This window comes from Gluconobacter sp. OJA (genome assembly GCF_039638325.1).
Lineage (GTDB): Bacteria > Pseudomonadota > Alphaproteobacteria > Acetobacterales > Acetobacteraceae > Gluconobacter > Gluconobacter cerinus.
The window spans coordinates 2,159,634-2,185,767 of sequence record NZ_JBDIWI010000001.1 but is presented as its reverse complement, the minus strand read 5'-3'; the positions used below and the strand labels follow the sequence as shown (position 1 = coordinate 2,185,767).

The window sequence follows — 26,134 nt, the reverse complement described above, 5'->3', positions numbered from 1 at the left end:
CATGACAGCCCCGCCTGAATGAGCTACAGGTGCGGTCCATGAATGCTTCCGTCCTGTCTTCCGACGCCCTTCAAAAGGTCGCGGCGGAAGCCGTCCGCCGATCTCATGCCGCCAGCCCGTCCGGCCAGCGCAAACTCCCACTCAGAGTGGGCTCGCGAGCGTCACCGCTGGCGCTGTGGCAAACGCGGACGTTCCTGACACGTCTGACCCGTTTTTGCCCAGTCCTGCGTGACATGGGAGCATTCCAGGAACATCAGATCAGCACTGAAGGTGATCGTAACCTCAGCCAGCGTCTGGCGGAAATTGGTGGCAAGGGCCTGTTTGCCAAGGAAATCCACGAAGCTCTTGTAGCGGGCCGGATCGACTTCGCAGTTCATAGCCTCAAGGATCTCGAAACCAATCTCCCTCCCGGTCTTGTCCTGGCGTGCACGCTGAAGCGTGAAGACGCCCGCGATGCCATTATCCTGCGTGACCGGTCCACCAAAGTTGACCCAGCTGATCCGTATGCCTCTCTGCCAGAGGGCGCTTTGATCGGTTGTGCGTCCGTCCGTCGTCAGGCGCAGATGCTGAGCCGTCGCCCGGATCTTCGGTTTGGTTTGTTGCGAGGCAACGTTCAGACGCGTCTCGACAAGTTGCAGGCGGGTGCTTGTGATGCCACGCTTCTGGCCCTTGCGGGACTACGGCGTCTTGGGATGGAAGATCGTGTCGATATCGTTCTTGAGCCGGACCAGATGCTTCCAGCCGCAGGGCAGGGTATCGTCGGTGTGACAGTCCGCGAGAGTGACACGGAGCTGCGTGAGCTTCTCTCTGCCATCGAAGACCCGGAAGCCCGGGCTGTTTCGACTGCGGAGCGTGCTTTGCTGGCCGAGCTTGACGGCTCCTGCCGAACGCCAATTGGTGGATATGCCAGAATTGAAGCTGGCGTGTTGAAACTGACAGGTATGGTTGCGAGCGAAGACGGAACGTTCCTGATCCGCCATGAAATCACTGGTGCGCCACTTGAGGCCGCCCGGATGGGAACGGAATTGGCAGACGAACTGCGCCGCAATACGCCAGCAGCGATTTTCGCCGAGATGACACGCGCCTGATCATGGCGCGGCGCGCTGTTCTGGTCACGCGTCCCGAGCCGGGTCTGGCTTCTACCTCGGAGGCCCTTCAGCGTCAGGGTTGGGAGGCGATTGCTTGCCCGATGCTGGAAATTCAGACCTACGAACCCATAGCCGTGACTGACTGTGTAGCTGTAGCCCTGACAAGCGCCAATGCGCTGACCGCTCTCAAAAATTGGCCGCGCGACCGTTTGATGGTCACTGTAGGAGCAAAAACGGCTGAACATGCTCGCGCCATGGGCTTTTCCAATGTTCATGCCGCAGATGGCGACGCTGAAGCCCTGCTGGAGTTCTGCCGTCGTCACAACCTGACGGGACAGTCCCTTATGCTGGCATGTGGCAAGGGTTACGGCCTCGACCTGGCAGTGGCGTTGGGGGCCAGGCGCATCGACGCGTACGCAGTGATGAAGAGGCAAGCTCTCACGGATGCTGCGCGAGACGCTTTGTTGAACGACCGTGTTGAAGGAGTTGTTCTTTATTCCGGAAAAACGGCTGAAGCCTTCATGGAGGCTTTGGGAGCGCCGGAGCGAAATGCTCTGTCCGGTGTGAGGGCGCTCTGCCTGTCAGAGGCCATCGCTGCACGCCTGACCGAAAAGGACTGGCGTGCAGTGGAGTGGCCCGATCCGCAGGAACGGCTCGGGCCTTTCGTCGCCTGAAGGATCAGGCTTCGCCAGCTGGCTCAGGGAACTGCTGGGCGCGCTTGGCCTGCCACAGAGCAACGAAGTCGATCGGCTGCAGAACCACCGGCGGGAAGCCACCGTCACGGGTGACGTCGCTGATGATGGAACGCACATACGGGAAGATCAGGCGTGGCACTTCAACCAGCAGGATCGGCTCGACGAGTTCCTGCGGAGCATTGCCGAGAGTCACGATGGCGGCATAGGTCAGCTCGGCAATAAACACCGTGCGGCCAGCCTTGCCACCTTCTTCTGCTGCGGGTTCAGCAGCTTCGGCGCGGACGGCCAGGGCAACTTCATAAACCGGCTGCTCTTCTTCCAGGCGATTTGCCTGAACATCGATGTTCACGGAGATCTGCGGTGCAGCGCGCAGGGTAGCGAAAATGGAAGCGCCAGCCGGAACTTCAAAGGACAGGTCCTTTGTGTACTGCAGATTGACGGCAAGCGGCATCTGCGGCGGAGCGCCTTCCATGTTCTGTGCAGTGTTGTCGGTGGTATTCTCGGACATGTACGGTCTCCGGATCCGCGAGGCGGATAGCGATGGAACGATTGCGATACAGTGGCGGTAGCATGATGTGTCATGCGCGCCAAGACGGGGTTCCTGCATGCGGAAGGTTGAGATTGGTCCGCTGTCGCCCTATCTGTAAGACAACGGAAATTCCAACGATCTGTGTGAAACATAATCTTCATGTCTTCTGACGACATTCATCTTCCCTCCGCTCTGATGGGCCATTCCGGCCACGCGTTCCCATGGGACATCGTGGTGCTGGCAATTCTGGCGATTGCCTTGGGCTTTCGCCTGTACCGCGTGCTGGGGCGTCGCATTGGCATGCAGGGTGTGCGTCAGGAGCGTCCGCCGGTTTTCGCTACTGGTGGGCAGGCTTCCGCGCGTCCGACGCCTCCACCGCTGCCTGGTGCAAGCCAGCGGGGTGAGGAAACGGTCGTGGCGCAGGTCGAATACGACATTCCCGCTCCGGCAACCCGGGTGGGCAGCGTACTGGGTCGTATGACCCAGCTTGATGCGGGTTTTACGCCTCAGGCTTTTCTTAACGATGCTGAGAACACGTTCCGCCAGATTGTTCCGGCTTTCGCTGCGGGGGACCGCGCGGCTCTGTCAGATCTTATGACCCCGGAAACTGAAGACGCCTTTCTCTCCGCGATCAACGCGCGCGCCGAAGCAGGCGAAACACAGCGCAGCGATCTGCGGGGTATCGAAAGTATGGCCATTCTGGATGCGATGCTTCCCACCGACGACGTGGCTGCCCAGATCGGTCGAATCGAAGTTCGGATTGTGTCCCGTCAGGTTAATATGCTGACGGATCGCAACGGAGACCCTGTACAGGGCACGGATGCCGTGACGGAATTCCATGATCTATGGCTGTTTGAACGTCAGTTCGGGACGTCAGACGCGCGGTGGCGTCTTGCGGCATCGCGTCCAGCCTGAAAATAGTTCGTCCATTATGAAAAAGCTGCTGAGTCTGGCTGCCCTGACCCTGTTGGTCGGGTGCACCACGTCGAATGAACCGTCATCTTCTGTTTCATTGACGCCTGTAGGTTTCGATGCGCTCGCGGGGTGGGATCGGGAGGATTTCGCTTCGCTCCTGCCTGTTCTGCGGCAGGAGTGCCATCGGCTGACGCAATTGCCGCCTGAAACGCCTCTCGGGGGGGCTGAGACCCTTCCGTATGGCCGTCAGGTTGGAGACTGGTCTGGTGCTTGCGCCGGACTGGAGAGTGCTGCGGATGCTAAATCTTACCTGCAGACATGGTTCCAGCCCTACGAGACCGATACCAAAGCGTTTTACACCGGGTATTTTGAACCCCAGATTGAGGCATCCCTGACGCGCGAGGGGCCATACCAGACGCCTCTTTATGGGCGCCCGGCAGATCTGGTTCGTGCCAAAGCAACCAACGGTCAGATGGTCACGGGACGTTGGGAGAACGGTCAGTTCAAACCGTATTATGATCGTGCCCAGATTGACAGTGGTGCTCTGGCGGGGCGCGGGCTGGAAATCGCATGGCTAAAAAGCCCTGTGGACCTGTTTTTTCTGCAAATTCAGGGCTCCGGTCGTCTGATCCTGCCAGACGGATCGCAGATCCGGGCTGGTTATGACGGCAAGAATGGCCAGCCTTATGTCCCGCTTGGCCGTGTGCTGGTTCAGGATAACGAACTGGCTCCCTCTGCTGTCAGTATGGAAAGCATCCGCGCATGGCTGGAGGCGCATCCGGATCGCATGATGGCGATGATGGAGCGTAACCCGAATTACGTTTTCTTCCGCAAAGATACGGGAAGTCTGGCACAGGGCGCGACAGGAGCATTCGGTGTGCCGCTGACCGCTGGGCGGTCTGTTGCGATTGACCGATCGATCGTGCCGTTTGCGACCCCGCTTTGGGTTGAGACAAAGCTGCCGGATGCAAAGGGCCAGCCAGCGCCATGGCAGCACCTCGTGTTCGCTCAGGATATCGGAACCGATATCAAGGGGGAGGGACGTGCCGATCTGTTCACCGGATGGGGTGCTTTTGCCCAGTATGTTGCCGGCAATCTGCATGAAAATGGCCGAATGGTCATTCTGTTGCCGCGTCCTCCAGCGGATTCGCCCACCCCATGATCCGGAGCCGCCGGGAAACACTCGGCGCCCATACGCTGATCCGGGGAGACTGCACCACAGTTCTGCGGCGCATGTCGTCGCAGACGGTGGATGTCGTGGTGACGTCCCCGCCCTATAATCTTGGGATCGAATATCGGACCTATCAGGACCAGTTGCCGGAAGATGCCTATCTGGACTGGATGGAAGACGTCTGCGCCAGTGTGAAACGGATCATGAAGGACGATGGATCGTTCTTTCTGAATATCGCTGGATCATCTTCACAGCCCTGGCTGCCGTTCGAACTGATGTCCCGGTTGCGGAAGCTCTTTGTGCTTCAGAACCATATCACCTGGATCAAGTCGATTTCGGTGGGTGAAATTACCTATGGGCATTTCAAGCCGCTGAATTCACCCCGCTTTGTTAACCGTAATCACGAGCATATTTTTCATCTGACGAAAAAGGGGGACGTCAAAGTCGCCCGGTTGGATGCTGGCGTTCCATTTACGGACAAGAGCAATATCTCGCGCCGACAGCATGAGATGGATCGTCGATGCCGCGGAGATACGTGGTTCATTCCTTATGAGACCGTGCGAAGCCGAAAAGAAAAATTCAGCCATCCGGGGACGTTTCCAATCGCGTTGCCCGAAGCCTGTCTGAGGTTACATGGCGCCAAGCCAGGCGGGGTGTTGCTGGACCCGTTCATGGGGGTGGGGACCAGCCTGATTGCGGCGGAACGCAAGGGGTTGTCCGGCATTGGCGTGGAAAAGGACACACGTTACGTCAATATTGCCCGTAAGCGCCTCAGGGCTGCGATTGGGACCCGGGAGGAAGACTGGGAAGACGAATGATCGGTCAGACCTGTAGGTCTGACAGGATCAATCGTTTTGACTTCTTGTGTTACAATCCCCAAACCTCACAATCTCGTGACAGTGAGGAGATTTGCGGTGCGTCGCAGCACAATTACCAAAGGAATTGCCGGTCTGGTGGCACTGGGCGTTGTCGCCTGGGGCGGAACAGTCACCTATCTTGAGCATTTCGATCATGCTGGTGCGCCGCAGCTTCCCGCGAGCAGCCCCACACGGCATGACCCTATCGCCATGACAGCGTTCGCAGCGTTTCAGGAAGTCCGTTGTGACTACTGCCACACGCGCAACGCCGATCTGCCATTTTACTTCAAACTCCCGCTTGCCAATCAGATTATGAGCCGTGATCTGGAGCAGGGGCAGCGTCATTTTGAGTTTGCGCCGATCATTGAAGCGTTCCAGCAGGGCAAGCCCCCATCGGTCGAACAGCTTTCCCGTATTGAGGAAGTGATTGTTCAGAACCGTATGCCGCCTGCGGCTTACCTGACGATGCATCCCCATGCTCATCTGGACGAGAAACAGCGTGCGGACATTCTGAAGTGGGTACGTGATCAGCGTGAGCGCTATTATGCCAGCTCTGACGTGGCCCCAGAATTCCGTGGCGAAGTCCTTCAGCCGATCCCGGAAACAATTGCTGTAGACTGGAAAAAGGCTGAACTGGGCCGGACCCTGTTCTTCGACAAGCAGCTTTCAGGCAATGGCCAGCTCAATTGTGCAAGCTGCCATGGACTGAACAAGGGCGGTGTGGATAATCAGACCACGGCGACCGGCATTAATGGTCAGACCGGCCCGATTAACGTGCCGACGGTTTACAATTCCGTCTTCAATATCGGTCAGTTCTGGAACGGTCGTGCCAAGGATCTGGCTGAGCAGGCTGCAGGCCCGGTGATGAACCCGCTGGAAATGGGATCTCATGACTGGGCATCCGTTGCCGACCGTGTGCGTGCTGAGCCTGGATATGCTGATCAGTTCACGGCCATCTATGGTTCGGACGATATCACCAAGAACACGGTGACGGACGCGATCGCCGAATATGAAAAAACACTGATCACTCCAGACAGCCGCTTTGACCTGTACCTGAAGGGCAAGGCAGACGCGATTACGGCTCAGGAAAAGCGTGGCTATGAACGCTTCAAGGCAATTGGCTGCTCGGGCTGCCATAGCGGTGTTGCGGTCGGTGGAGACGCTTACGAAATTCTGGGTCTGGAAGGGCCGTATTTCGAGGATCGTCACACCAAGCTGACGGCTGTGGATGATGGTCGCTTTGCTTTCACGAACAATCCGTCTGATCGTGAGCGCTTCAAGGTCCCCAACCTGCGGAACGTGGAGCTGACAGGCCCGTGGTTCCATGACGGATCAGCAAAGACGCTGGACGCTGCGGTTCGTGCCATGGCCCGTTATGAGACGCCCGATCATGACATCACAGAGCAGGATGTTACGGACATTGTGGCCTTCCTGAAAACTCTGACAGGAAAGTATCAGGGCATTCCGCTCAAGGATGTTCCGGCAGATGCTCCCCTTCGGGGCGCGCAAGCCAACTGAATGTTCCAATGACGTCAGCGAGCGGCTCCGAAGAAATTCGGAGCCGTTTCTGATTCTGGATTATTCTTCCTGTAATTTGCGATCTGCCGCCTGATCAATTTCATTTCTCTCTTCCGGCGTCAGGAGACCGCGTTCAAGCTCCTGCGTTGCGCGCGCTTTCGCATTTCGGGCCCGAGCTTTTGTGTCGACGGGGTAGGCCCTTTTTTCAGGAAGGCCAAATTCATCGTCAGGTAGGCTGTCTCGCTCTTCTTTGGTCAGTTTACTCACGGTCTGTCTCCTTCATGAGAAGACTTGGGACAGCTGCTTCCGGTTCTACAAGGCGCAGCTCGGACAAAAATAATGGTCTCTTCCCGAATTGATCGTGCGCCTGAAATGTTCGGATCTCTGTGAGGGAGCAGTGCCATCGGGGCCAGTCATAGAGTTGTAGGATCGAACGTGCTGAAGAAGAGCCTGATGCCAAAATTGCGAGAGGCCTGAAATTACGTCTTTTCCATTGTTCGATCGGCATGGAAACAGTTACACGCAGTGCAGGTTATTTGCGGGATGCAAGACTGAATCAGGTCAGGTGGGGTCTTTGGTGGCAAAACGGGTTCTGAAAGAGGAGGAGGAAAGCCTGTGGCGCATGGTTGTGCGCGACATCGTGCCGCTACACCCTTCCAGACCCAAATCCAAACCCGTTCCGCCACCTACGCCAAAAGTTGAAGCAGTAAAGCCCGCGCGAGTTCCGCTTGTTCCGCTTCCACCCGCTGAACAGGACCTGTCATTCCGCGCTCTTTTGGCTCGTCCAGTTCTTCGTCGACCCAGACCGCAGGATCTGCGGGTCGGTGTTCGATCACCTGGTCTGGATGATACGAGTTGGAAGCGTCTTTCCCGCGGGGAGCTCAAGGTCGATGCAAAGCTGGATCTGCATGGATATATTGTGCAGGACGCTTTCGAGCGCCTGCTTGACTTCATGCATCGCGCCAAAGCACGGAACTGGCGGTGCGTTGAAGTCGTGACGGGGTTAGGGAGTGGCGCCACGAGCGGACTGATCCGTCGGGAGCTGCCACTCTGGCTTCAGAGAGCGGACATCCGGCCCATGGTGCTGGCCGTTGTCCACCCTCATGCTGCCAACCATGGCTCCGTCCGAATTTTGCTGCGGACAAAGCGCCGGTAAAAGGTCAGAGCGGTCGAGTTTCCTGGCCGATGCGCCAGCGCGGTGTATTCATGGCAATCCAGCGTCTAAGGGCAAGGATTGCGCCAATATCGGGCGTTGCCCTAGAGAGGAATGGCGCTGCATTGTCGCCCGCAGCCAGCATGAAATGGTGCTTTTCCGCCCAGTGGCGCACGGTTGGATCTACCGCTGCGTCCCAGCAGGACTGCTTCCAGCTTTTGACCATATCTGGTGGGGTGAGCATCGGGAGTGCCACTGTCAGAGCTGTGTAGGTACTTGCGGAGACTGCTTGCCAGGCTCTGTATAGTGCTCCTTCAGGCGGACGGCGGCGAGCCTCCTGATAGGCCTCCAGAAAATTCGGGATTGTATCTGAGCCTGTGTCTGACAGGTCGCCTGTATGATAGAGCGGCGCTGTACCGGGCGGCAGCTTGGCGAGAATGCTCTCTACCGGTACATCCAGCGTGTAAGGCAGTAACTGAACGGCATCGACCTGATTGTTCGCAAGTGCTTCCAGTGCGTCTTCCGTTCGACTGAACCCAGACACCGGAATAGGGCGCAGGCCAAGGAGGGTCAGGCCAAGAAGGGCGTCAAGTTCTGTTCCCGTTGGGCGAGAAACAGCCAGTCGAACCGGATGATCGTGAAAGAAACCCTTTAGGCGGCTTCGGAGCGTTTTGTGCAGTTCTGCACGCGCAATGACGACAGTTGTCGTATGAGCCGTCAGAAGGGGAATCCACCGTGCAAAATCATAGTGGACGCGAGAGTCACCGGTTAGCGAGGCCAGCAGGACGCTTCCCGGCGCAATAAGGGCCGTGCTTCCGTCCGGGGCGCTGTTAGCGTCAAAAAGATTGGCAGCACGTACGCCGTCCTGACCGATATCGGGTGTGATCTCCAGGGGAGCGTCCAGTCCCAGCGTACGGGAGATAACGCCTGCCGCGAGTTCCCCGAACTGCCCTTGGATGGACGCGAGTGTTCCACCAAGGAGTAGATGTGCGTCAGGCATGTCCGCAGCACGGGCCTGCAGAGAGGGCATGGCGCTTCCGGCACCGAGCACGGCCAGCCCTTTCAGGCAGTCACGGCGGGTCGGGGAACAAAGCATCACGGCCAGCGAACTTCTGGAGGCATGCTCATCAGGATCGATTCGGTGTTGCCGCCCGTCTTCAGGCCAAAAAGCGTTCCACGATCATGAAGCAGATTGAATTCAACGTATCGTCCGCGGCGGATCAGCTGGGCGTCGCGGTCGGCGTCCGTCCACGGATTAAACATGCGGCGTCTGACAACTGCGGGGTAGGCGTCATGGAAGGCCATGCCGACGTCTTTCGTGAAGGCGAAGTCACCTTCAAGGCTTCCAGTCGAGAACTGATCGTAAAAGATGCCGCCGAGACCACGCGGCTCGTCGCGGTGATGCAGATGGAAGTACCGGTCACACCATTCCTTGAAGCGCGGATAGTGCTCCGGATCGTGCTTGTTACAGGCAGCTTCAAACATCTTGTGGAAGTAGTCGGCGTCACTGCGGGCTTCGGCACTGTCCGGGAACATTGGCGTAATATCGCCACCGCCACCGAACCAGCCTTTGGTCGTAATAATCATGCGCGTATTGAAATGCGCGGCGCTGACATGCGGATTGCAGGGGTGAGCGACTAGGGACACGCCCGTTGCGAAGAAGCGTGGATCTTCCGATGCGCCGGGAATGTTTTTGCGAAATTCGGGAGAAAATTCGCCCCAGACAGTAGAAACGTTCACGCCAACCTTCTCAAAGACGCGACCGCGCATCACGGACATTACGCCGCCGCCGCCATCCGGGCGATCCCAGGCCGTGCGAACGAAGCGTCCCGGTTGCGTGCGATCTCGCAGGACCTGGGAATTGCCTTCGGCGGCTTCGTCTTCAAGTTTCTCGTAAGACGCGCAAATCCGGTCCCGGAGAGATTCAAACCAGGCCTTCGCCTCACGCTTCAGCGTGTCATGAGGCACATCCGGGCGAACGAGTTCAGCAAAAACGGGGCTGATCTGGTCCATTTTTCTCTCCCCTACCATCCTAAGGACAAATTCTTGTTACGCGGAGTGTCCTAGCAAATTGCGCTCAAGACGAACAGTTGGCTGGCTGCATGTCTGCTGTCGCTCTGTGGCGCGACGATGGCAGAGAGCATCTTGCCGCTTCGTAAATGCCTGCGTGATTTTTTTTGGACACGGATCAGCGGAGGCTTGCGCCAATCTTCCGTCTCGTGTTCCTGAACGGTCCTCAAACATGTTAATCAGGGGCGGACTGAACAACCATGTCTTCGGAAACAGAAATTCAGCCGGTTATCGGCGTTATCGGTGGCTCCGGCCTCTATGATATTGACGGTCTGGAAAACAAGGAATGGCGTCGGGTTGAAACGCCGTGGGGCGAAACTTCTGACGAACTCCTTTTCGGAACGTTTGAAGGCATCAAGTGCGTCTTCCTGCCCCGTCATGGTCGTGGTCATCCGATCCCGCCCTCACGCCTGAATTTCCGCGCAAATATTGATGCTCTCAAGCGCTCAGGCGTGACGGATATTCTGTCTCTTTCAGCTGTGGGCTCTTTAAAGGAAGAACTCCCGCCAGGTCGTTTCGTGCTTGTCGATCAGTTCATTGATCGCAGCTTCGCGCGCGAGAAAAGCTTCTTTGAGACGGGATGTGTGGCGCATGTCGGCATGGCGGACCCGGTGTCTGCTCGTCTGCTGGATGTGCTGGAAGCGGAATCCCGTAAGCTCGATATTCCGGTGACGCGTGGGGGAACCTACATCGTCATGGAAGGGCCGCAGTTCTCGACGCGTGCTGAGAGCGAGCTCTATCGGTCATGGGGTTGTTCGGTGGTTGGCATGACCAACATGCCAGAAGCCAAGCTCGCCCGTGAAGCCGAGATGACCTACGCAACGGTTGCCATGGTCACGGATTATGACTGCTGGCACACCGAGCATGACAGCGTGACGGTTGAAGGTGTGGTGAAGGTCATGAAGGGGAATGCGGATAATGCCCGCCGTCTCGTGAAGGCTGTGATCCCGGTTCTGGGTCAAAAGCGCCCTCTGGACCTTTCCGCCGAGCGTGCGCTCGACTTTGCGATTATCACCGCACCCGAGAAGCGAGATCCGGCTCTTGTTGCCAAGCTGGATGCCGTTGCAGGTCGCGTTCTGAACAAAGCCTGAAATGGCTTGCCGCCCGCGTAAAAGCGGGCGGCAGAATGGAAGGGTCAATCAGGGGCCTTCCTGCTTTTCGTCGATTTGAGCATAGCCCGGCTGACCGGCGTCGGTGCTGGGATCATCCAGCAGTTCGCGTTCTTCTTTGCGATCAGCTACGGGAAAATGGCGGTGATCGCCCTGATCCGTGCTGCGCTCTGGGAATTCCCCAAGATTCTCCTGTAAGCGTGGATCTTCGATCTGAACATCTGCCAACTCTGGCGGCGGAAGATCCTCAACAGGTGTGCCTTCGGGAACGCCCTTGATGGAAATCAGGTCCGTCGCTTTGTCCAGATAGGCTTCAGGGCCACCGTCCGGCTTGCCGTCAGCTTCCCAAAGCAACTTGGCCTCGCGGCGGATTGCTGCGTCACGTTTTGGATCTGCTTCGAGTGGGTTGTTGCTCATGATCAGAACTCCTGAAGGGTTGGGCGCAGGACAATCTCGTTGATGTCCACGTCGTCAGGTTGTGAGATGGCGAAAGCGATGGCCCTCGCCACGGATTCCGCCGGAATTGCAATCTTGTAGAACGCTTCAACATGCTGACGACTTTCACTGTCGCCGCTGCCCGTTTTGAGTTCGCTCTCCACTGCGCCCGGCTCGATGGACGTAACGCGAAACGCGTTGCCAGCTTCTTGACGGAGGCCATCGCTAATGGCCCGCACGGCAAACTTCGTTCCTGAATAGACGCTGCCTCCAGGGGCGAAGACCTTGATCCCGGCAACCGAGGACAGGTTAATGACATGTCCCGATTTCTGACGCTCAAAGATCGGTAGTGCTGCGGCGATGCCGTACAGAACGCCTTTGATGTTGATGTCGATCATCCGGTCCCACTCGTCGACCATCAGTCGTTTCATGGGGGCAATCGCCATCAGCCCGGCATTGTTCACGAGGACATCAAGACGTCCGAAGTCCTGCTCAACGGCTTTTACAACGTCCGCAACGTTCTGGCGGTTTGTGACATCCAGTGTGTAGGCCCGTGCTGTCTGGCCAAGTGCTTCGAGCTCCGAGACAATTTCGTCCAGCCGGTCCCGGCGCCGGGCAGCGATAGCAACGTAAGCCCCTCGTGCTGCGAGATAACGCGCGGTGGCCTCACCAAGGCCGCTGCTACCGCCTGTAATGAGGACAATTTTTCCTGCAATGCCTTCCATGTCAGGCCTCACGCACGCTTGATGTGATGCTTCAGAAACGCGACGCTCCGGCTCCAGGCCAGATCACGGGCGTCCTGATTGAAGCTGGAACGTTCTGGGCATCCAAAGCCATGCCCAGCCTGATCATAGAGGAAGACCTCGACTTCCGGCCGGCTTGCGCGAATTTTCTGAACGTCACCTGGCGGAATAGACGCATCTTCTCCGCCGAAATGGAGCTGCGTTGGGCAGTGCGGCGCTGTGTCACAATGGTTGGCAATACCGCCGCCATACCATCCCACGGCGGCATTAAAGTGGTGCGTCCGTGTTGCCGCAAGCCACGCGATGAGACCGCCCCAGCAGAAGCCGATAATCCCGACTGGTCGGTGACCGTCCTCCTGTCTCAATTTTTGAGCGCAGGCTTCCAGATCCTGCTGGATCAGATCTGGCGAAATACCACTTCGAAATTCCAGCCCTTCCTTCAGGCCAGCCTCGTTGTACGCCAGAACCGTATGGGGTTTGACACGGTCAAAGAGGGCAGGGGCGAGAACATGGAAGCCCTGCTGAGCCAGATCAGAGCAGACGTCCCTGATGTGTCCGGTCAGGCCAAAAATTTCCTGCACGACGACAATGGAGCGTGTGGACTCGGGGGAGCCCGTCTCCCATGCCTCGAATTCGTGGCCGTCTGCCGCCGTGAGGCGGATCATGTGGCCCTCGGTCTTTTCTTGGGAATGCTTGTGGTCCATTGATTTCTGTCCAGTCTCTGTAACGCCGGAAAGGCAGATGCCATGAGCGACGTCATCAATCTCCGTCGGGAACGCAAACGCCGCAAGTCCGTAGAGGATGCGAAGGAAGCTGAGACCAATCGTCGTCTTTATGGCAGGACGAAAGGTCAAAAAATGGCGGATATGCTAGAGAAAAGGCGTTCCGAGGCCCTGTTGGACGGAAAGAAAATTTTTTCTGCCGAGGGCGATGGTTCTTGACGAAAACGGGTGGCGGCACTACCTCTCTTGGCACTCTCGATATGGGAGTGCCAACTGCGCTGCAGTAATTGAGCGCGTAACCCGGCCGCGTCGCTTTGTAGAAGGGCACGGCCTAAAATGGAGCGATCCATGACGACATTTCGTCCCCTGCATGACCGCGTTGTAGTCCGTCGCCTGACCGGTGAAGAAAAGACCGCTGGCGGCATCATCATCCCTGACACCGCCAAGGACAAGCCGACCGAAGGCGAGATCGTTTCCGTAGGCCCGGGCGCCCGGAACGAGCAGGGCCAGATCGTGGCTCTCGACGTCAAGGCAGGCGACAAGGTGCTGTTCGGCAAGTGGTCCGGCACCGAGGTGAAGATCAACGGTGAAGAACTGCTGATCATGAAAGAGAGCGACATTATGGGTGTGATCGGCTGAAAAGCCGTCCCCGTTTCCTCTCGTTAAAAACCTCAACAGGAGATTAAGAACATGGCTGCCAAGGAAGTTAAGTTTGGTGCCGACGCCCGCGACCGTATGCTGCGTGGCGTTGATATTCTTGCAAATGCCGTCAAGGTAACGCTGGGCCCGAAGGGTCGTAACGTTGTTCTCGACAAGAGCTTCGGCGCACCGCGCATCACCAAGGACGGTGTGTCTGTCGCCAAGGAAATCGAACTGGCTGACAAGTTCGAGAACATGGGCGCTCAGATGGTACGCGAAGTTGCGTCCCGTACGAACGATCTGGCTGGTGACGGCACGACGACGTCCACGGTTCTTGCTCAGGCAATCATCCGTGAAGGTGCCAAGGCTGTTGCAGCTGGCATGAACCCGATGGACCTGAAGCGCGGCATCGACAAGGCTGTCCTCGTCGTTGTTGAAGAGCTGAAGAAGAACAGCAAGAAGATGACCTCCCCGGAGGAAATCGCTCAGGTCGGTACGATCTCTTCCAACGGTGAGCGTGAAATCGGTGAGATGATCTCCTCTGCCATGCAGAAGGTCGGCTCCGAGGGCGTCATCACGGTTGAAGAAGCCAAGGGCCTGCACACGGAACTCGACGTTGTCGAGGGCATGCAGTTCGACCGCGGCTACATCTCCCCGTACTTCGTGACGAACCCGGAGAAGATGACGGCTGATCTCGATGCGCCGTACATCCTGATCCATGAAAAGAAGCTGTCTTCGCTTCAGCCAATGCTGCCGCTGCTCGAGAGCGTTGTGCAGTCCGGCCGTCCGCTGATGATCATCGCTGAAGACGTCGATGGCGAAGCACTTGCCACGCTGGTCGTGAACAAGCTGCGTGGTGGCCTGAAGATCGCTGCCGTCAAGGCTCCGGGCTTCGGTGACCGTCGCAAGGCCATGCTGGAAGACATCGCGATCCTGACGGGTGGCCAAGTCATCTCCGAAGACATCGGGATCAAGCTGGAATCCGTTACTCTCGACATGCTGGGCCGCGCCAAGAAGGTTCACATCGAGAAGGAAAACACCACGATCGTTGAAGGCGCTGGCAACAGCGACGACATCAAGGGGCGTTGCAACCAGATCCGCGCTCAGGTTGAAGAAACAACCTCTGACTACGATCGTGAGAAGCTCCAGGAGCGTCTTGCAAAGCTGGCTGGTGGCGTTGCCGTCATCCGCGTCGGTGGCAGCAGTGAAGTTGAGGTGAAGGAGCGCAAGGATCGCGTTGACGACGCTCTGCACGCAACCCGCGCAGCTGTCGAAGAAGGTATCGTCCCGGGTGGTGGTACGGCTCTTGCCCGCGCTTCCGTTGCTCTGAAGGGTCTGACCTTCGATAACGACGATCAGCGGATCGGTGGCGAGATCGTTCGCAAGGCGCTTCAGACACCGCTGCGTCAGATCGCTGAGAACGCTGGTGAAGACGGCGCCGTGATCGCTGGCAAGGTGCTCGAGAACGACACCTACAACTTCGGCTTTGATGCTCAGAACGCTGAGTACAAGGACCTGGTTGGCGCAGGCATCATCGACCCGACGAAGGTTGTCCGTACGGCTCTGCAGGATGCCGCTTCGGTTGGTGGTCTGCTGATCACGACGGAAGCCATGGTTGCCGAGCGCCCTGAGAAGAAGGCTCCGGCTGCTCCAGGTGGCATGGGCGACATGGATTTCTGATCCAACGCTTCAGATTCCCCAGTTTTAAAAGCTGGGGAATATGTCGAATAATTACAAAAAGAGCCGTCTCACCTCAGGGTGGGGCGGCTTTTTTTTGACTTGTTTTGATATGCGTCCGACACATATGTGACCCTTATGCAACGCTTGTCACAAAACCATCACGGAGCGATCGTACTCGCTGGAAGTTGGGGTGACACTTTCGCAATGAAATGTCTAAAGGACGTCACTGCCTTTAGAAGGATTTCGTCTTATTATGATCGTATCGCGTCGCAATATGCTACTTTGCGCGTCGGTTATGGGTGTGGGTGCGCTGTCAGGCGCGGCACAGGCCGCAACAACCGATCACGCTAAAACCACGTCCTCACATGTGCGCCACAAGACTGTGACACATAGTCCGGTGCGTTCTGCTGCGACGCCTGCAACGACAGCTCCGGTTGCTGCAACCCGTCAGGTTGCAGCTCCGCAGTATGCTGCGCCTGTTGCGGTCAGCAATACACGTGCCCTGCGTTCCATCGATTCCAATCGATCCGAGAACGTTGTAGTAACGGGTTCGGCGCTAAGCACGTCGAACAACTCCAATGCCAATCCGGTCCAGATCGTGACCAGCAAGCAGATTGAGCAGACAGGTGCCACTACGATTGGTGATTACCTGCAGCGTCTGCCGTCCATGGGATCTTCGGGTACGACGAACAGCCAGACCAATGGTACGGGCGGTTCGTCCTGCATGGATCTGCGTAACCTTGGACAGAACCGTGTTCTGGTTCTGGTCGACGGCAAGCGTGCTGCCATCAATGGCAACAACAGCTGCTTCGACATGAACACGATCAATGTTCATCAGGTTGCCAGCATTGAAATCCTGAAGGATGGCGGTTCTGAGCTGTACGGTGCTGACGCTGTTTCTGGCGTTATCAACATCAAGCTCCGTCATGACCTCAATGACGCCAACCTCACGGTTCGTGGCGGCATCGGAACGGATCAGGGCGACGGCCAGACTGGCATGATCTCCGGCTACAAGGGCTGGAACTTCGATCATGGCAAGGGCAACGTAACGCTCTTCGGGTCTTACATGACCTCGAGCGGCATCAAGCAGGCTAACCGCTCCTGGGCAAGCCCGGTTCAGGGTAACGACCCTATCAACCCGGCCAACCTTTCCTTTGGTTCAGGTTATCCGACAGGTGGTCTCTTCCAGACCAGCACCGGAAACTATGTCGGTAGTGAGAGTGGCGCTCTGCACTCCTACACGAAGGCTGATCGTTACAACTATGGTGCTGACCAGAACTTGACGAACTCCCTGACGAACGGGACGCTGTCGTTTGATGCTCACTATGACATCAACCGTCACTTCACGCCGTATCTGAACTTCAACTACGCCCATCGTAATTCGTCCACGACGATGGCGCCGATCCCCGTTGCTGGCAGCATCTACCCGTCCACGCTGCCGACCGCGCTGTATGTTCCGGAGAACTATCCTGGAAATACGCTGGGTGAAGACGCCTACATGTCCAAGCGTATGGGTGAGTGGGGCAACCGCCGCAGCGAAACGGCCACCGATACTTACACGGGTATTGCTGGCGTAAAGGGTGAAATCACCCACGGCTGGAACTACGATCTGTCCTACACCTACGGCTGGAACCAGGTCATGTCCCAGACGTCTGGCGTTGGTAACTACTCCAAGCTTCTACAGACATACGGCTTGCAGCAGGACACCCCGGGTGATTCCGACAGTACGCTGAGCTACAATCCGTCTGTTTGTAATGCTGCTGCAGGTTGCGTTCTGTCGAACCCGTTCGGCAAGCTTTCACCGGAAGCCGCAGCTTATTCCAACTACACGTCGCATGATCACTATTACTACCAGCTTCGTGACCTGAACCTGCGCATCAACAACAACCATGTTGTTCACATGCCATGGAACAACGGTGGCGACCTGGGTCTTGCGCTTGGTATGGAACACCGTGGTGAGCAGCTTGCCTATCACCCGGATGCACTGGTTGAATCTGGCCAGACGCTGACGAACTCTGCGTCCTACACCGGCGGTGGCTTCAATGTTTCCGAAGGCTACATCGAAGGCAAGGCAACGCTGCTGCATAACGCTTTCCTTGCCAAGGATCTGACGATTGACGGTCAGGGTCGTTACTCTGCCTACAATACGTTTGGTGGCACGAAGAACTGGAAGGTCTCCATCAACTGGGCACCGATTCAGGACATCCGCTTCCGCGCAACACTCGGCACGTCCTATCGTCAGCCGAACGTGTATGAGCTGTATGGTGGTCAGTCCCTGGGTTACGCTTCAGCGACCGATCCGTGTGATTCCGTGCAGGCCGCATCCTACGGTGCACAGTCTCCTGTCGTAGCAGCTAACTGTGCACGTCAGGGCATCAACAGCAGCACGTTCTCGTCCAACTTCTCTGGACAGGCACCGACGCTGTATGGCGGTAACGCGAAGCTGCGTCCTGAAACGGGCCGGACCTACACGATCGGTACGGTGATCACGCCGCGCTGGATCCCGGGTCTGTCTGCGTCCGTTGAATACTGGCACTACACGCTCAAGAACATGATCACGTACCTGAGCAGCCAGTACATCATGGACCAGTGCTATACGGGCACGAACACGTCTTACTGTGATCGTATTACCCGTGTTGCAAGCACCGGGCAGCTGAATGCTGTGACGTCCATGTATGACAACATTGGCGGCCTGAAGACGAGCGGTATCGACTTCGACCTCGACTACCGTATCCGTGTCACGCAGCACGATGTCCTGACGCTGTCCAACAACTTCCAGCAGCTCGTCAGCTACCTGCAGCAGAACGAAGCTGGTGGTCAGTGGTACAACTATGCCGGTCGCATGATGTATCAAAGCGGCAGCGGCAACCCGCGCGTTCGTGACTACGCAACGGTTGGCTGGCAGCACGGTGCGTTCGGCGTGACGTACATGATGCAGTACATGGGCGGCATGGTCTGGAACGACGGCACGACAGATCTGAAGCGTGCCAACGGTTATGGCCGTACCAGCACCCCGGGCATCTTCTCTCATGATGTGACGGTGTCTTATCGCTGGAAGAGCTGGAACTTCGAAGGTGGTGTGAACAACCTTCTCGACAAGAAGCCACCGTTTGTTGCCAGCGCAACGGACAACAGTGCAGCCGCACTGTATGGCAACCTCTACATGGGACGTTACGTCTTCCTGCAGGCAGGCGTGAACTTCTGATCCTCGGGTTTTCCGGGAACATGAAAAAGGCGGTGGAATTTCCACCGCCTTTTTTTATGTGTCACTGTCTTCGAAATGGTCGGATCAGGACGGAGTGAAAAACTCAGCAATATCACTGATGGTCTCTGCCAGGCTGAGGCGCCGAACTTCTACACCTGCTGGGAAGGCAGAGAGAAGACGTGAGGGCATTCTGCGATCGAGCATCACAAAAACACCCCTGTCATCACCTTTCCGGATCAGGCGGCCGAAAGCCTGTCTCAAGCGCATTCTGGTAATGCGATCATCATAATCACCGGGTCTTCCTTCTGAGAGAAGGCGGCGTCGCTCACGATGCAGAATATCGGGGCGGGGCCATGGGGTCTTTTCAAACACCACCATGCGTAAGGCTTCCCCCGGCACGTCCACCCCATCCCGCATGGCGTCGGTGCCCAGTAAGCAGCTGTGTGTTTCCGTGCGGAAGACATCGACGAGTGTTGCGTTATCCATGGCATCAACGTGCTGGGCATATACGGGGAAGCCCTGAGCCTCCAGTGGCTCGTTAATGCGACGATGAACCTCGCGCAGACGGCGGATTGCCGTGAAAAGCCCAAGAGCTCCTCCACCCGCTGCTTCGAATAGTGCCCGAAATGCATGGGCAAGAGACGCGATTTCGACGGAAACGTCGGTCACAACATAAGCGCGCGTCTGCTTGGCGTAATCGAACGGGCTCATGAGTGAAGCGCGGATTGGTGGCTTCATGAAATGCGCGGCCCCAAGCCGTAGTTCTGCTGCGTGCCAGCTTTCTTCTCCGTCTTCTGAGCCAGTCTGATCGCGCAATGTGGCGGATGTCAAAAGCAGGCCATGAGCCGGGGTCTGAATGGTCGATGCAAATGGAATTGTCGGGTCCAGCCAGTGACGATAGAGGCCCACGTCATGGTCCCCCTGTGTCCCACGTGTTCTGGGGAGACGTTCAGTCCGGATGAAATCAATATGGACGGGTGTCAGGTCAGGTTCGGGGGGCGTCTGAAGGGCGTCCAGCATTCCGATCCAGCCTGTAACGCGGCTGATGGCGCGACGGTGCAAAGTCCGGATGAAAGCCTCGATCCGCTGGCGCGTGGGGGCTTCCATTTCCGGATCGTCTTCTACCGTTGCTTCAAGCCGTTTTGTCAGCTGGATCAGTGGGGTTTGCAGGCGCCGCAACGCTCTGGCCAAGTCCTCTGCGCTCGTCCGCACTGTATCATTCGTGGGGTGCAGATCGCACTCGGTGGAGATGTATGTGGTGTCCTGTTGTGGGCCTTGGGTGCGTCGCGCTTTAAGTTGATGGTCGAGAGCCTGAAGAAACAATTCAGCAGGGTTATTCAGTTCCGGCTCGGGTGCCATGAGCGGAAGAAACGCGGGTGCTTCGTCTTCCTGCGGAACCGGCGCGTCCATTCCGTTTTTCAGTCTTACGCTCCAGCCCGGAGCTGGCAGCGCTCGGGCAGCTTGCAGCACGGCATGAAGTGGGGCGTCTATTGTCGGAATACGTTCAACCAGATCATCAAGCCGCCGCAGGAGTCCGCGTGCTCTGGATCGGCTTCCCTCTGCACCCAGAAGCCAGCGCCTGAGTTCGGCTGTTTCAAGCCCTGACAGAACCATGGCAAACGCGCTGTCTGCTGCTTCGGGGACGTGATGTCCTTCATCGAAGACATATCGCGTTGGCGTCGCATCTTCATCGGGGAGGCCGGGGGGTGCGAGGGCGCTCCAAGCCGCCTGCGACATGACAAGCGCATGGTTGGCTACGACAAGATCTGCCTGTCTGGCACGACGAATACCATGTTCCACAAAGCAGGTTTGGTAATGTGGGCACGCCGCATGAATGCATTCGCCACGTCTGTCTGCCACACCGTGCAACGTACCCTGGCCAAAGAGATCGCCGAACCATCCCGGGAGGTCGCCACCCATCAGATCACCGTCGCGGCTCGCTTCAGCCCATCGTGCGAGAAGACTGAGGGGAAGCAGGGCTGCCGCTCCGTCATTCCCCCGAGAGGTGGCGGCATTGAGCAGATCCTCCATATTCAGGAGGCACAGGTAGTTCTCACGTCCTTTGCGGACGACGACCTTTTGTCTCAGTGTTGCCTCATCGGGATAGAGACGATGAAGTTCCTGCTCGATCTGCCTTTGAAGATGTCGCGTGTAAGTGCTGACCCAGACGGCTCCATCATTCTGCTCAGCCCACAGGCTTGCAGGCGCAATATAGCCAAGGGTCTTTCCCGTGCCTGTTCCGGCTTCAGCAAGTACGACATTGGGCGATCCGAGCGTTTCCCGGGGCTCGAAAGCCGCAGTGGCCACAGATGCAAAGTCGGCCTGTCCGGGGCGTGCTTCTGCATTCTTGCCAAGGATCTGGCGTAGTCTTTCACGCGCGGCCTGCGGTGAAACGGGCTGGCTGCCGGGAGCTGGTCTGGGGGCTGTTTCCTCCCAGCGTGGCAGGCGGCGCCAGACGCGGACGGCATCATAAGGATGCGCACTGCCCGGGTCGGAGGCTGTGCCGATGGCATCTGCCACTTCGCCACTCCAGATCCAGCCGGCCCGCGTCAGCGGGAGCAGGAGGGCCCGTAAGCGCTTTCCTTCAGGAATATCAGCTTTTTCCCGTAACTTGCCGAGCAGGGTCTCGCAGAGCAGCGGCAGGAGATCCGCCGTGGTGGTTTCTGGCGGTGTCAGTCCAAGAGCGATCGCCAGTCCGCGCGGGGTAGGCGCAACGGTTGTGGCGGGACACACGAACAGAAAGAGATCCAGAAGATCAAACCAAGGGACAGGCTGGGATAGCGGTGTGAGATCAAGGGCGCGCAGGGCGGCCGGGCCATGAACGAGAAGGGGAGGTGGAAGCTGCGCCAATCTTTCCCGTACCTCATCGGCCGGGAGGTCAAGAAGCTCACCATCGGGCGTCAGGAGAGAGGACAGGCCTCGTCTCGCGACAAGAGCGGGTGCGTCAAACGGAGATGGGAAAGATGGCGAGCGCGGCATTGCGGTCAGTCTAACTGGAAGGGCAGAAGCGAGCGAGTGCTTTAAAGAACAGACCGTGAAAGAATGAAGAGGCTTGGGCTGTCATATCGGTTTGGAAGTAAATTTGACACATTTCGTCATGGTTTGGGGGCCTTGGAGAAACTTCGTTTGCTCTCGTACTGCTTGACCCGCGATACGTGTCTGCCTACGTTTTCCGATAATCATGCACAATTCCAGAACACATATCATCCCGTCCCTCGCATCTGACGCGCCGCTTCCAAAAGCATGGCCGTTTGAAGAGGCAAAAAAAATTGCCGAGCATGTTGGCGCGCGCGCTCCAGAAGTGCCCGCACTGCTTGAGACCGGGTATGGCCCGTCCGGGCTGCCACACATTGGCACGTTTGGCGAAGTGGCCCGTACGACGTGGGTACGGCAGGCTTTTGAGGCTCTGACAGGCCGGCCGACGCGTCTGCTGGCGTTCTCGGATGATATGGATGCCTTGCGCAAGGTTCCGACGAATGTGCCGCAGCAGGACCTCCTTGCAAAGCACCTCGGCCTGCCTTTGACGCGCGTTCCCGACCCCTTTGGTGAATACGAGAGTTTCGCCGCTCACAATAATGCCCGCCTGCGCCAGTTTTTTGACGGTTTCGGCTTCGACTACGAATTTGCATCCGCGACAGACTATTATACGAGCGGGACATTTGATGCTGCACTTCGGCGGATGCTCGAAGTGCATGATGAAGTTGTTGCGACCATTATTCCGACACTTGGTCCGGAGCGCCGCGCGACTTACTCCCCTGTTCTGCCGATCCACCCTGAAACGGGACAGGTGATGCAGGTCCCGATCATCAAGGTGGACCCGGATGCCGGTACGGTCGTCTGGAAAGATGAAGCGGGCAAGACGTTTGAAACATCCGTCTTCGGTGGACACGCCAAGATGCAGTGGAAGGCCGACTGGGCCATGCGCTGGTACGCTCTGGGTGTCGATTATGAAATGTCCGGCAAGGATCTAATCGATAGCGTGAAGCTGTCTTCGAAGATCTGCCGTATTCTGGGTAAGCAGCCGCCTGCCGGACTGACCTATGAGCTGTTCCTTGATGCTCAGGGTCAGAAGATCAGCAAGTCAAAAGGCAATGGCCTGTCTGTCGAGGAGTGGCTGCGTTACGGCACGCCGGAAAGCCTCGGCCAGTACATGTACCAGCAGCCTACGCGTGCAAAGCGTCTGTTCTTTGACGTTATCCCCCGTGCAACGGATGATTACCTGACACTGGTTCAGAAGGCTGAGACGCAGGAACCGGTAGACCTGATGGCAAATCCGGTCTGGTTCATTCACGGCGGAACTGTGCGCCCGGAAGACACCAGCCCGGTTTCCTACACAGCGCTGCTAAATCTCGCGAACGTGGCAAATGCGGATAATCCGGAGACACTCTGGAAATTCCTGCGTCGCTATGACGAGACGCTGTCGCCAGAAACGCATCCGTATGTCGACAAGCTTGTTCGTTGCGCTCTGACGTACTTTCAGGAGCAGGTGTACCCGAACAAGGTTTATCGTGATCCCTCCGAGACTGAACGAAAGGGCCTTGAGGACCTGGCTGTCGCTCTGGAGAAGCTCCCTGTTCATACGTCTCCTGGCGATGTGCAGGATGTCGTGTTCGAGGTCGGCAAGCGCTACTTTGAGAAGTCTGAGCTGCGCTCATGGTTTGGTTGTCTGTATGAAGTGCTTTTGGGCCAGAGCGAAGGCCCGCGCTTCGGCATTTTCGCGTCACTCTTCGGTTTGCCTGAGACCGTAGCCCTGATCAGGGGTGCACTGGCTCGCCCGGCTGCCGGGACGCATCAGGCCTAACGTCGATGTGCCCGCCTCGGGAAGACGACTGGCAAAATGATGGGCTTGCTCTCGACGTGGAAGACGAGAGTGGGCCTGTTAAAAGCCGCTGGAAATTATTGCTGACACGTGCCCCGGCAATTGTCGGGCTTGTGCTGTTGATTGCTGCTGTTGTGGTGATCTGGCGTGAGTTGCGCAATCTGTCCCTGCGGGACATTGCCAGAAGTCTCAGCGATATTCCGGATGGTGCGCTTCTGGCAGGAGCCGGAGCGACATTCCTGTCGTATTTTATCCTGTCATTTTACGACCGCCTGGCCTGCTTGCATGTCCGGGCTGATGTTTCTTTCAAGCGCTCTTCTTTTGCGGCCTTCTGTTCTTACGTCCTGTCGCATAATCTTGGATGCGCCGCGATTTCGGGTGCTGCAGTGCGGTTCAGGCTTTATCGGAGCTGGGGTGTCGCGCCTGCGGATATTGCACAGATCATTGCCTTTTGCTCAGCAACCTATCTTCTGGGAACGCTGGCTCTGGTAGGAAGTATTCTGACCATTGAGCCCCACGCTATTCCGGTTCTCTCCCATCTGCCCGCTTTTCTGCTACGGCTGGCTGGTCTTGGCTGCTGGGGTATTCTCGCGGCTTATGTCGTCTTTTCTCGCATCCGCCGGCACGTAAAAATCTGGCGTTACGAGATTGAAATTCCCAGCACGGGTATAGCGATCGCACAGATTGCAGTTAGTGCGGCTGATATGGCTGCAACGGCTTTGATTGCGTACAGCGTGTTGCCGCCGTTGCCTCCGGAAGCCCATTTTGGCTTCGGGACATTCCTTGCCATTTATATCGCGTCTTACACAGCAGGGCTGGTGGCGAGCGTTCCGGGCGGCCTTGGCGTTTTTGACAGTGCCATGCTTCTGGCATTGCGGCCATATCTTCCTGTGCCGGAAATCATGGGCGCGATCCTTGTTTTCCGCCTCTTCTATTACATTATTCCGCTGGTCATGGCGGGTCTGATGTTTGCCGGGCATGAACTGTTTCTGCTGGGAGAGCAGGCACTTGTGTCCGCAGGACAGGCGCCGCGGCGTATTCGCCCCAGTCAGGTTGTACGAGAGTCCGAAGCGGATTTTTCGGTCACAATTGCAACCAGCGTTCAGGCTGTAGCGGGAATTCTTCTCGTCTTTTATGCGCTGGTTGCTGAGCTGCCGCCTCTGCGCACTTCTCTCGGTGCTGCGGTCTCGCAAATTGCGGATTTGTTCCTTACCGTGTCGGGTGTTGCGCTTGTTGGGCTGGCCATGGGGTTGTCCCAGCGCGTCGCGCTTGCATGGAAGGTTTCTCTCGGCGTTCTTGGCGCGTCAGTCGTCCTGCTTGTGTTGCGACATGCACCATGGGAAGCTCCGGTTGCGCTGGGGCTCGTGATGTTGCTGATCGCGCCTTTCCGGAACTGTTACTATCGCAGGGCCCATCTTCTTGTGGCTCCCCTGACGCCTGCGATGCTGGCGCCAATGTCCTTATGGGCGCTGGGGCTTGTTGGGGTCGGCTGGGTTGCTGTGCAACGGCACTTGGGTCCCATCTGGTGGCGCTCCATGATTTATGATGCGCACACAGCGGTCGGCCGGTGGTTTCTGGGCCTCTCTGCGCTTTGCGGCTTGTTCGCTCTTTGGGTTGGTATGCGCAGAACGCGCATCCGCTTCGAAGCGTGGAATGCGGAGAACGAAAGCCATTATCGAAGCCTGTCTCATGCTTTGCAGGAACTGGGCCCGCGTCGTCCCAGTGGTTTGCTGCACGATGAAGCAGGCCGAGCAGCTATTCCCTTTTTCCGGACGGGTCAGTTCATTATTGGCCTCGGGGATCCGGCGGGTGCCGAGCGGAACTGCATTGCTGCCATCTGGCGGTTGAGAGATCTTGCGCGTCAGGAAGGCCGAAAACTTGCTTTTGTGCGTGTTGGCCAGTCTCTGATGGCGGTCTATAACGATCTTGGTCTGACGGTGTGTCTGGAAGGCCGGGCAGGGACGATCTGCTGTTTTTCCGAGGACTATCGTATGATCCGGGCATTCCTCACGGGAGAAGAGCGGCGCGCTCGCAAAAAGCGGGCGTCGTGTCGTTCAGACGTCGCCTCAGGCACAACAGGGTCATGAGCCTGCCTCCCAGTCTGGGTAATGCGGTCAACAGTTGGCTGATTGCATTTCCAGCGCTGTTTTCGATCATCAATCCCCTTGGTGCGTCTTTGATTTTCGCTCAGGCGACAGAGGGGCGGACACGCAAAGAGGTTATCGAACTCGCGCGGCTGGTTGCGCTGAATTCGCTGGCGATCCTCCTGGTGTCTATCTGGTTTGGCAGCTGGATTCTGAGTTTCTTTGGCATCAGTATGAATGCGCTGCGCATTACTGGCGGTCTTGTTGTGGCCTCGCGCGCGTGGGTCATGTTGCAGCAGCCGGAGACAAGCGAGGCCCGGAAAGAAAAGCAGGCTCTTCAGGGTGGTCGAACCGTTGCCGCGCCTGATCTCAAAGAACGCGCTTTCTTTCCGTTAGCCATGCCATTCACCGTGGGGCCAGGGAGCATCTCCGTAGCAATTGCTCTGAGCTCTTCATGCCCGCCGCATATGCCTGCGCCGGATTATTATATGGGCGTATCAGCAGCGGCGACTGCCATGGGCATCGTGGTTGCCATCGCTTACGCCTATGCGGAGCGGATCGTTTCGATGCTTGGCATCACTGGCGCGCGGATTGTCAGTCGTTTGGCCGCGCTCATTCTTCTGGCTATCGGAATCCAGATTTTCATCTCAGGCATACAGGGCGTTCTTGTTGATACTTTACGTCTAGCTCGACACTGATATT

General features: G+C 57.4%; 23 protein-coding genes. 15 read left to right on the top strand and 8 right to left on the bottom strand.

The genetic code is table 11. From position 1 onward, the window contains the following. Nucleotides 1-38: 38 nt before the first annotated feature. Nucleotides 39-1,088 carry a hydroxymethylbilane synthase gene (gene hemC, locus ABDK75_RS09925; protein ID WP_346005741.1) on the top strand — a complete coding sequence of 350 codons (1,050 nt, stop codon included), beginning with the start codon at nt 39-41 and terminating at the stop codon, nt 1,086-1,088. Nucleotides 1,089-1,090: 2 nt separating this feature from the next. Beyond that, nucleotides 1,091-1,762 carry a uroporphyrinogen-III synthase gene (locus ABDK75_RS09920; RefSeq protein WP_346005740.1) on the top strand — a complete coding sequence of 224 codons (672 nt, stop codon included), beginning with the start codon at nt 1,091-1,093 and terminating at the stop codon, nt 1,760-1,762. Between the two features lie 4 nt (nt 1,763-1,766). On the opposite strand, the gene secB is transcribed toward ABDK75_RS09920, so the two are convergent. Then, nucleotides 1,767-2,291 carry a protein-export chaperone SecB gene (secB, locus tag ABDK75_RS09915; protein ID WP_046899665.1) on the bottom strand — a complete coding sequence of 175 codons (525 nt, stop codon included), beginning with the start codon at nt 2,289-2,291 and terminating at the stop codon, nt 1,767-1,769. 180 nt (nt 2,292-2,471) lie between these two features. Here secB and ABDK75_RS09910 point away from each other — a divergent pair, with 180 nt between their 5' ends. The 4 genes from ABDK75_RS09910 to ABDK75_RS09895 all read left to right on the top strand — a co-directional run bounded on the left by ABDK75_RS09910 (nt 2,472) and on the right by ABDK75_RS09895 (nt 6,773). Further along, nucleotides 2,472-3,227, top strand: coding sequence for a Tim44/TimA family putative adaptor protein (locus ABDK75_RS09910; protein ID WP_346005739.1), 756 nt, complete (start codon nt 2,472-2,474; stop codon nt 3,225-3,227). A 16-nt stretch (nt 3,228-3,243) separates the two neighbouring features. Then, nucleotides 3,244-4,389 carry an MltA domain-containing protein gene (locus ABDK75_RS09905; RefSeq protein ID WP_346005737.1) on the top strand — a complete coding sequence of 382 codons (1,146 nt, stop codon included), beginning with the start codon at nt 3,244-3,246 and terminating at the stop codon, nt 4,387-4,389. Beyond that, a complete protein-coding gene (locus tag ABDK75_RS09900; RefSeq protein WP_046899662.1) occupies nt 4,386-5,216 on the top strand; it encodes a site-specific DNA-methyltransferase in 831 nt (276 codons plus the stop codon). The genes ABDK75_RS09905 and ABDK75_RS09900 overlap by 4 nt, the downstream gene beginning before the upstream one ends. A gap of 96 nt (nt 5,217-5,312) precedes the next feature. Further along, complete coding sequence (locus ABDK75_RS09895; protein ID WP_064273998.1) at nt 5,313-6,773, top strand: cytochrome-c peroxidase; 1,461 nt, start codon at nt 5,313-5,315, stop codon at nt 6,771-6,773. A 60-nt stretch (nt 6,774-6,833) separates the two neighbouring features. On the opposite strand, the gene ABDK75_RS09890 is transcribed toward ABDK75_RS09895, so the two are convergent. Further along, nucleotides 6,834-7,040, bottom strand: coding sequence for a hypothetical protein (locus tag ABDK75_RS09890; protein ID WP_064273999.1), 207 nt, complete (start codon nt 7,038-7,040; stop codon nt 6,834-6,836). Nucleotides 7,041-7,395: 355 nt separating this feature from the next. Between ABDK75_RS09890 and ABDK75_RS09885 the strand changes: the two genes are divergently transcribed. Next, nucleotides 7,396-7,929 carry a Smr/MutS family protein gene (locus tag ABDK75_RS09885; protein WP_346005736.1) on the top strand — a complete coding sequence of 178 codons (534 nt, stop codon included), beginning with the start codon at nt 7,396-7,398 and terminating at the stop codon, nt 7,927-7,929. Nucleotides 7,930-7,933: 4 nt separating this feature from the next. Here ABDK75_RS09885 and ABDK75_RS09880 read toward each other — a convergent pair whose 3' ends face one another. Continuing rightward, nucleotides 7,934-9,022, bottom strand: coding sequence for a hypothetical protein (locus tag ABDK75_RS09880; protein ID WP_346005854.1), 1,089 nt, complete (start codon nt 9,020-9,022; stop codon nt 7,934-7,936). Further along, the gene (gene hemF / locus ABDK75_RS09875; RefSeq protein ID WP_086634534.1) at nt 9,022-9,939 is read right to left on the bottom strand and encodes an oxygen-dependent coproporphyrinogen oxidase; all 918 of its coding nucleotides are present in this window, start codon (nt 9,937-9,939) and stop codon (nt 9,022-9,024) included. Before hemF ends, ABDK75_RS09880 begins: the two co-directional genes overlap by 1 nt. A gap of 257 nt (nt 9,940-10,196) precedes the next feature. Between hemF and ABDK75_RS09870 the strand changes: the two genes are divergently transcribed. After that, nucleotides 10,197-11,087 (top strand): S-methyl-5'-thioadenosine phosphorylase, encoded by an 891-nt coding sequence (locus ABDK75_RS09870; RefSeq protein WP_099210368.1) that lies wholly within the window; start codon nt 10,197-10,199, stop codon nt 11,085-11,087. A gap of 48 nt (nt 11,088-11,135) precedes the next feature. Here ABDK75_RS09870 and ABDK75_RS09865 read toward each other — a convergent pair whose 3' ends face one another. From ABDK75_RS09865 to ABDK75_RS09855, 3 genes are read right to left on the bottom strand one after another with little or no spacing between them, the layout of a single operon-like run. Further along, nucleotides 11,136-11,522 (bottom strand): DUF2934 domain-containing protein, encoded by a 387-nt coding sequence (locus ABDK75_RS09865; protein ID WP_346005735.1) that lies wholly within the window; start codon nt 11,520-11,522, stop codon nt 11,136-11,138. 2 nt (nt 11,523-11,524) lie between these two features. Next, nucleotides 11,525-12,265 (bottom strand): SDR family oxidoreductase, encoded by a 741-nt coding sequence (locus ABDK75_RS09860; RefSeq protein ID WP_046899655.1) that lies wholly within the window; start codon nt 12,263-12,265, stop codon nt 11,525-11,527. A gap of 8 nt (nt 12,266-12,273) precedes the next feature. Further along, nucleotides 12,274-12,987, bottom strand: a complete 714-nt coding sequence (locus ABDK75_RS09855; RefSeq protein WP_346005734.1) for a dienelactone hydrolase family protein — start codon at nt 12,985-12,987, stop codon at nt 12,274-12,276. A 42-nt stretch (nt 12,988-13,029) separates the two neighbouring features. Between ABDK75_RS09855 and ABDK75_RS09850 the strand changes: the two genes are divergently transcribed. From ABDK75_RS09850 to ABDK75_RS09835, 4 genes are all read left to right on the top strand, one after another. After that, nucleotides 13,030-13,224 (top strand): DUF4169 family protein, encoded by a 195-nt coding sequence (locus tag ABDK75_RS09850; RefSeq protein WP_046899654.1) that lies wholly within the window; start codon nt 13,030-13,032, stop codon nt 13,222-13,224. Between the two features lie 129 nt (nt 13,225-13,353). Continuing rightward, on the top strand, nt 13,354-13,644 hold the full coding sequence (gene groES / locus ABDK75_RS09845; RefSeq protein ID WP_046899653.1) for a co-chaperone GroES: 291 nt from the start codon (nt 13,354-13,356) through the stop codon (nt 13,642-13,644). Nucleotides 13,645-13,695: 51 nt separating this feature from the next. Next, nucleotides 13,696-15,324 carry a chaperonin GroEL gene (gene groL, locus ABDK75_RS09840; protein ID WP_211500092.1) on the top strand — a complete coding sequence of 543 codons (1,629 nt, stop codon included), beginning with the start codon at nt 13,696-13,698 and terminating at the stop codon, nt 15,322-15,324. A gap of 253 nt (nt 15,325-15,577) precedes the next feature. Continuing rightward, complete coding sequence (locus tag ABDK75_RS09835; RefSeq protein WP_339405409.1) at nt 15,578-18,529, top strand: TonB-dependent receptor domain-containing protein; 2,952 nt, start codon at nt 15,578-15,580, stop codon at nt 18,527-18,529. Nucleotides 18,530-18,613: 84 nt separating this feature from the next. Here ABDK75_RS09835 and ABDK75_RS09830 read toward each other — a convergent pair whose 3' ends face one another. After that, nucleotides 18,614-21,508 carry an ATP-dependent DNA helicase gene (locus ABDK75_RS09830; RefSeq protein ID WP_346005732.1) on the bottom strand — a complete coding sequence of 965 codons (2,895 nt, stop codon included), beginning with the start codon at nt 21,506-21,508 and terminating at the stop codon, nt 18,614-18,616. A 202-nt stretch (nt 21,509-21,710) separates the two neighbouring features. Between ABDK75_RS09830 and ABDK75_RS09825 the strand changes: the two genes are divergently transcribed. The 3 genes from ABDK75_RS09825 to ABDK75_RS09815 are packed head-to-tail and all read left to right on the top strand — an operon-like array spanning nt 21,711 to nt 26,130. Continuing rightward, nucleotides 21,711-23,330 (top strand): lysine--tRNA ligase, encoded by a 1,620-nt coding sequence (locus ABDK75_RS09825; protein WP_346005730.1) that lies wholly within the window; start codon nt 21,711-21,713, stop codon nt 23,328-23,330. A 5-nt stretch (nt 23,331-23,335) separates the two neighbouring features. Then, on the top strand, nt 23,336-25,435 hold the full coding sequence (locus ABDK75_RS09820) for a lysylphosphatidylglycerol synthase domain-containing protein (protein ID WP_346005729.1): 2,100 nt from the start codon (nt 23,336-23,338) through the stop codon (nt 25,433-25,435). Beyond that, entirely contained in the window at nt 25,432-26,130 is a 699-nt protein-coding gene (locus tag ABDK75_RS09815; RefSeq protein ID WP_346005728.1) for a MarC family protein, read from the top strand. Before ABDK75_RS09820 ends, ABDK75_RS09815 begins: the two co-directional genes overlap by 4 nt. The last annotated feature ends 4 nt before the right edge of the window (nt 26,131-26,134 follow it).

What these genes read in the sequence shown, in the direction of transcription:
- ABDK75_RS09900 (WP_046899662.1), top strand. Translation starts at nt 4,386, where the DNA reads ATGATCCGGAGCCGCCGGGAAACACTCGGCGCCCATACGCTGATCCGG.
- ABDK75_RS09920 (WP_346005740.1), top strand. Translation starts at nt 1,091, where the DNA reads ATGGCGCGGCGCGCTGTTCTGGTCACGCGTCCCGAGCCGGGTCTGGCT.
- ABDK75_RS09885 (WP_346005736.1), top strand. Translation starts at nt 7,396, where the DNA reads ATGGTTGTGCGCGACATCGTGCCGCTACACCCTTCCAGACCCAAATCC.
- ABDK75_RS09905 (WP_346005737.1), top strand. Translation starts at nt 3,244, where the DNA reads ATGAAAAAGCTGCTGAGTCTGGCTGCCCTGACCCTGTTGGTCGGGTGC.
- groES (WP_046899653.1), top strand. Translation starts at nt 13,354, where the DNA reads ATGACGACATTTCGTCCCCTGCATGACCGCGTTGTAGTCCGTCGCCTG.
- secB (WP_046899665.1), bottom strand. Translation starts at nt 2,291, where the DNA reads ATGTCCGAGAATACCACCGACAACACTGCACAGAACATGGAAGGCGCT.
- hemC (WP_346005741.1), top strand. Translation starts at nt 39, where the DNA reads ATGAATGCTTCCGTCCTGTCTTCCGACGCCCTTCAAAAGGTCGCGGCG.
- groL (WP_211500092.1), top strand. Translation starts at nt 13,696, where the DNA reads ATGGCTGCCAAGGAAGTTAAGTTTGGTGCCGACGCCCGCGACCGTATG.
- ABDK75_RS09855 (WP_346005734.1), bottom strand. Translation starts at nt 12,987, where the DNA reads ATGGACCACAAGCATTCCCAAGAAAAGACCGAGGGCCACATGATCCGC.
- ABDK75_RS09850 (WP_046899654.1), top strand. Translation starts at nt 13,030, where the DNA reads ATGAGCGACGTCATCAATCTCCGTCGGGAACGCAAACGCCGCAAGTCC.
- ABDK75_RS09820 (WP_346005729.1), top strand. Translation starts at nt 23,336, where the DNA reads ATGTGCCCGCCTCGGGAAGACGACTGGCAAAATGATGGGCTTGCTCTC.
- ABDK75_RS09825 (WP_346005730.1), top strand. Translation starts at nt 21,711, where the DNA reads ATGCACAATTCCAGAACACATATCATCCCGTCCCTCGCATCTGACGCG.
- ABDK75_RS09830 (WP_346005732.1), bottom strand. Translation starts at nt 21,508, where the DNA reads ATGCCGCGCTCGCCATCTTTCCCATCTCCGTTTGACGCACCCGCTCTT.
- hemF (WP_086634534.1), bottom strand. Translation starts at nt 9,939, where the DNA reads ATGGACCAGATCAGCCCCGTTTTTGCTGAACTCGTTCGCCCGGATGTG.
- ABDK75_RS09870 (WP_099210368.1), top strand. Translation starts at nt 10,197, where the DNA reads ATGTCTTCGGAAACAGAAATTCAGCCGGTTATCGGCGTTATCGGTGGC.
- ABDK75_RS09865 (WP_346005735.1), bottom strand. Translation starts at nt 11,522, where the DNA reads ATGAGCAACAACCCACTCGAAGCAGATCCAAAACGTGACGCAGCAATC.
- ABDK75_RS09880 (WP_346005854.1), bottom strand. Translation starts at nt 9,022, where the DNA reads ATGCTTTGTTCCCCGACCCGCCGTGACTGCCTGAAAGGGCTGGCCGTG.
- ABDK75_RS09835 (WP_339405409.1), top strand. Translation starts at nt 15,578, where the DNA reads ATGATCGTATCGCGTCGCAATATGCTACTTTGCGCGTCGGTTATGGGT.
- ABDK75_RS09860 (WP_046899655.1), bottom strand. Translation starts at nt 12,265, where the DNA reads ATGGAAGGCATTGCAGGAAAAATTGTCCTCATTACAGGCGGTAGCAGC.
- ABDK75_RS09910 (WP_346005739.1), top strand. Translation starts at nt 2,472, where the DNA reads ATGTCTTCTGACGACATTCATCTTCCCTCCGCTCTGATGGGCCATTCC.
- ABDK75_RS09815 (WP_346005728.1), top strand. Translation starts at nt 25,432, where the DNA reads ATGAGCCTGCCTCCCAGTCTGGGTAATGCGGTCAACAGTTGGCTGATT.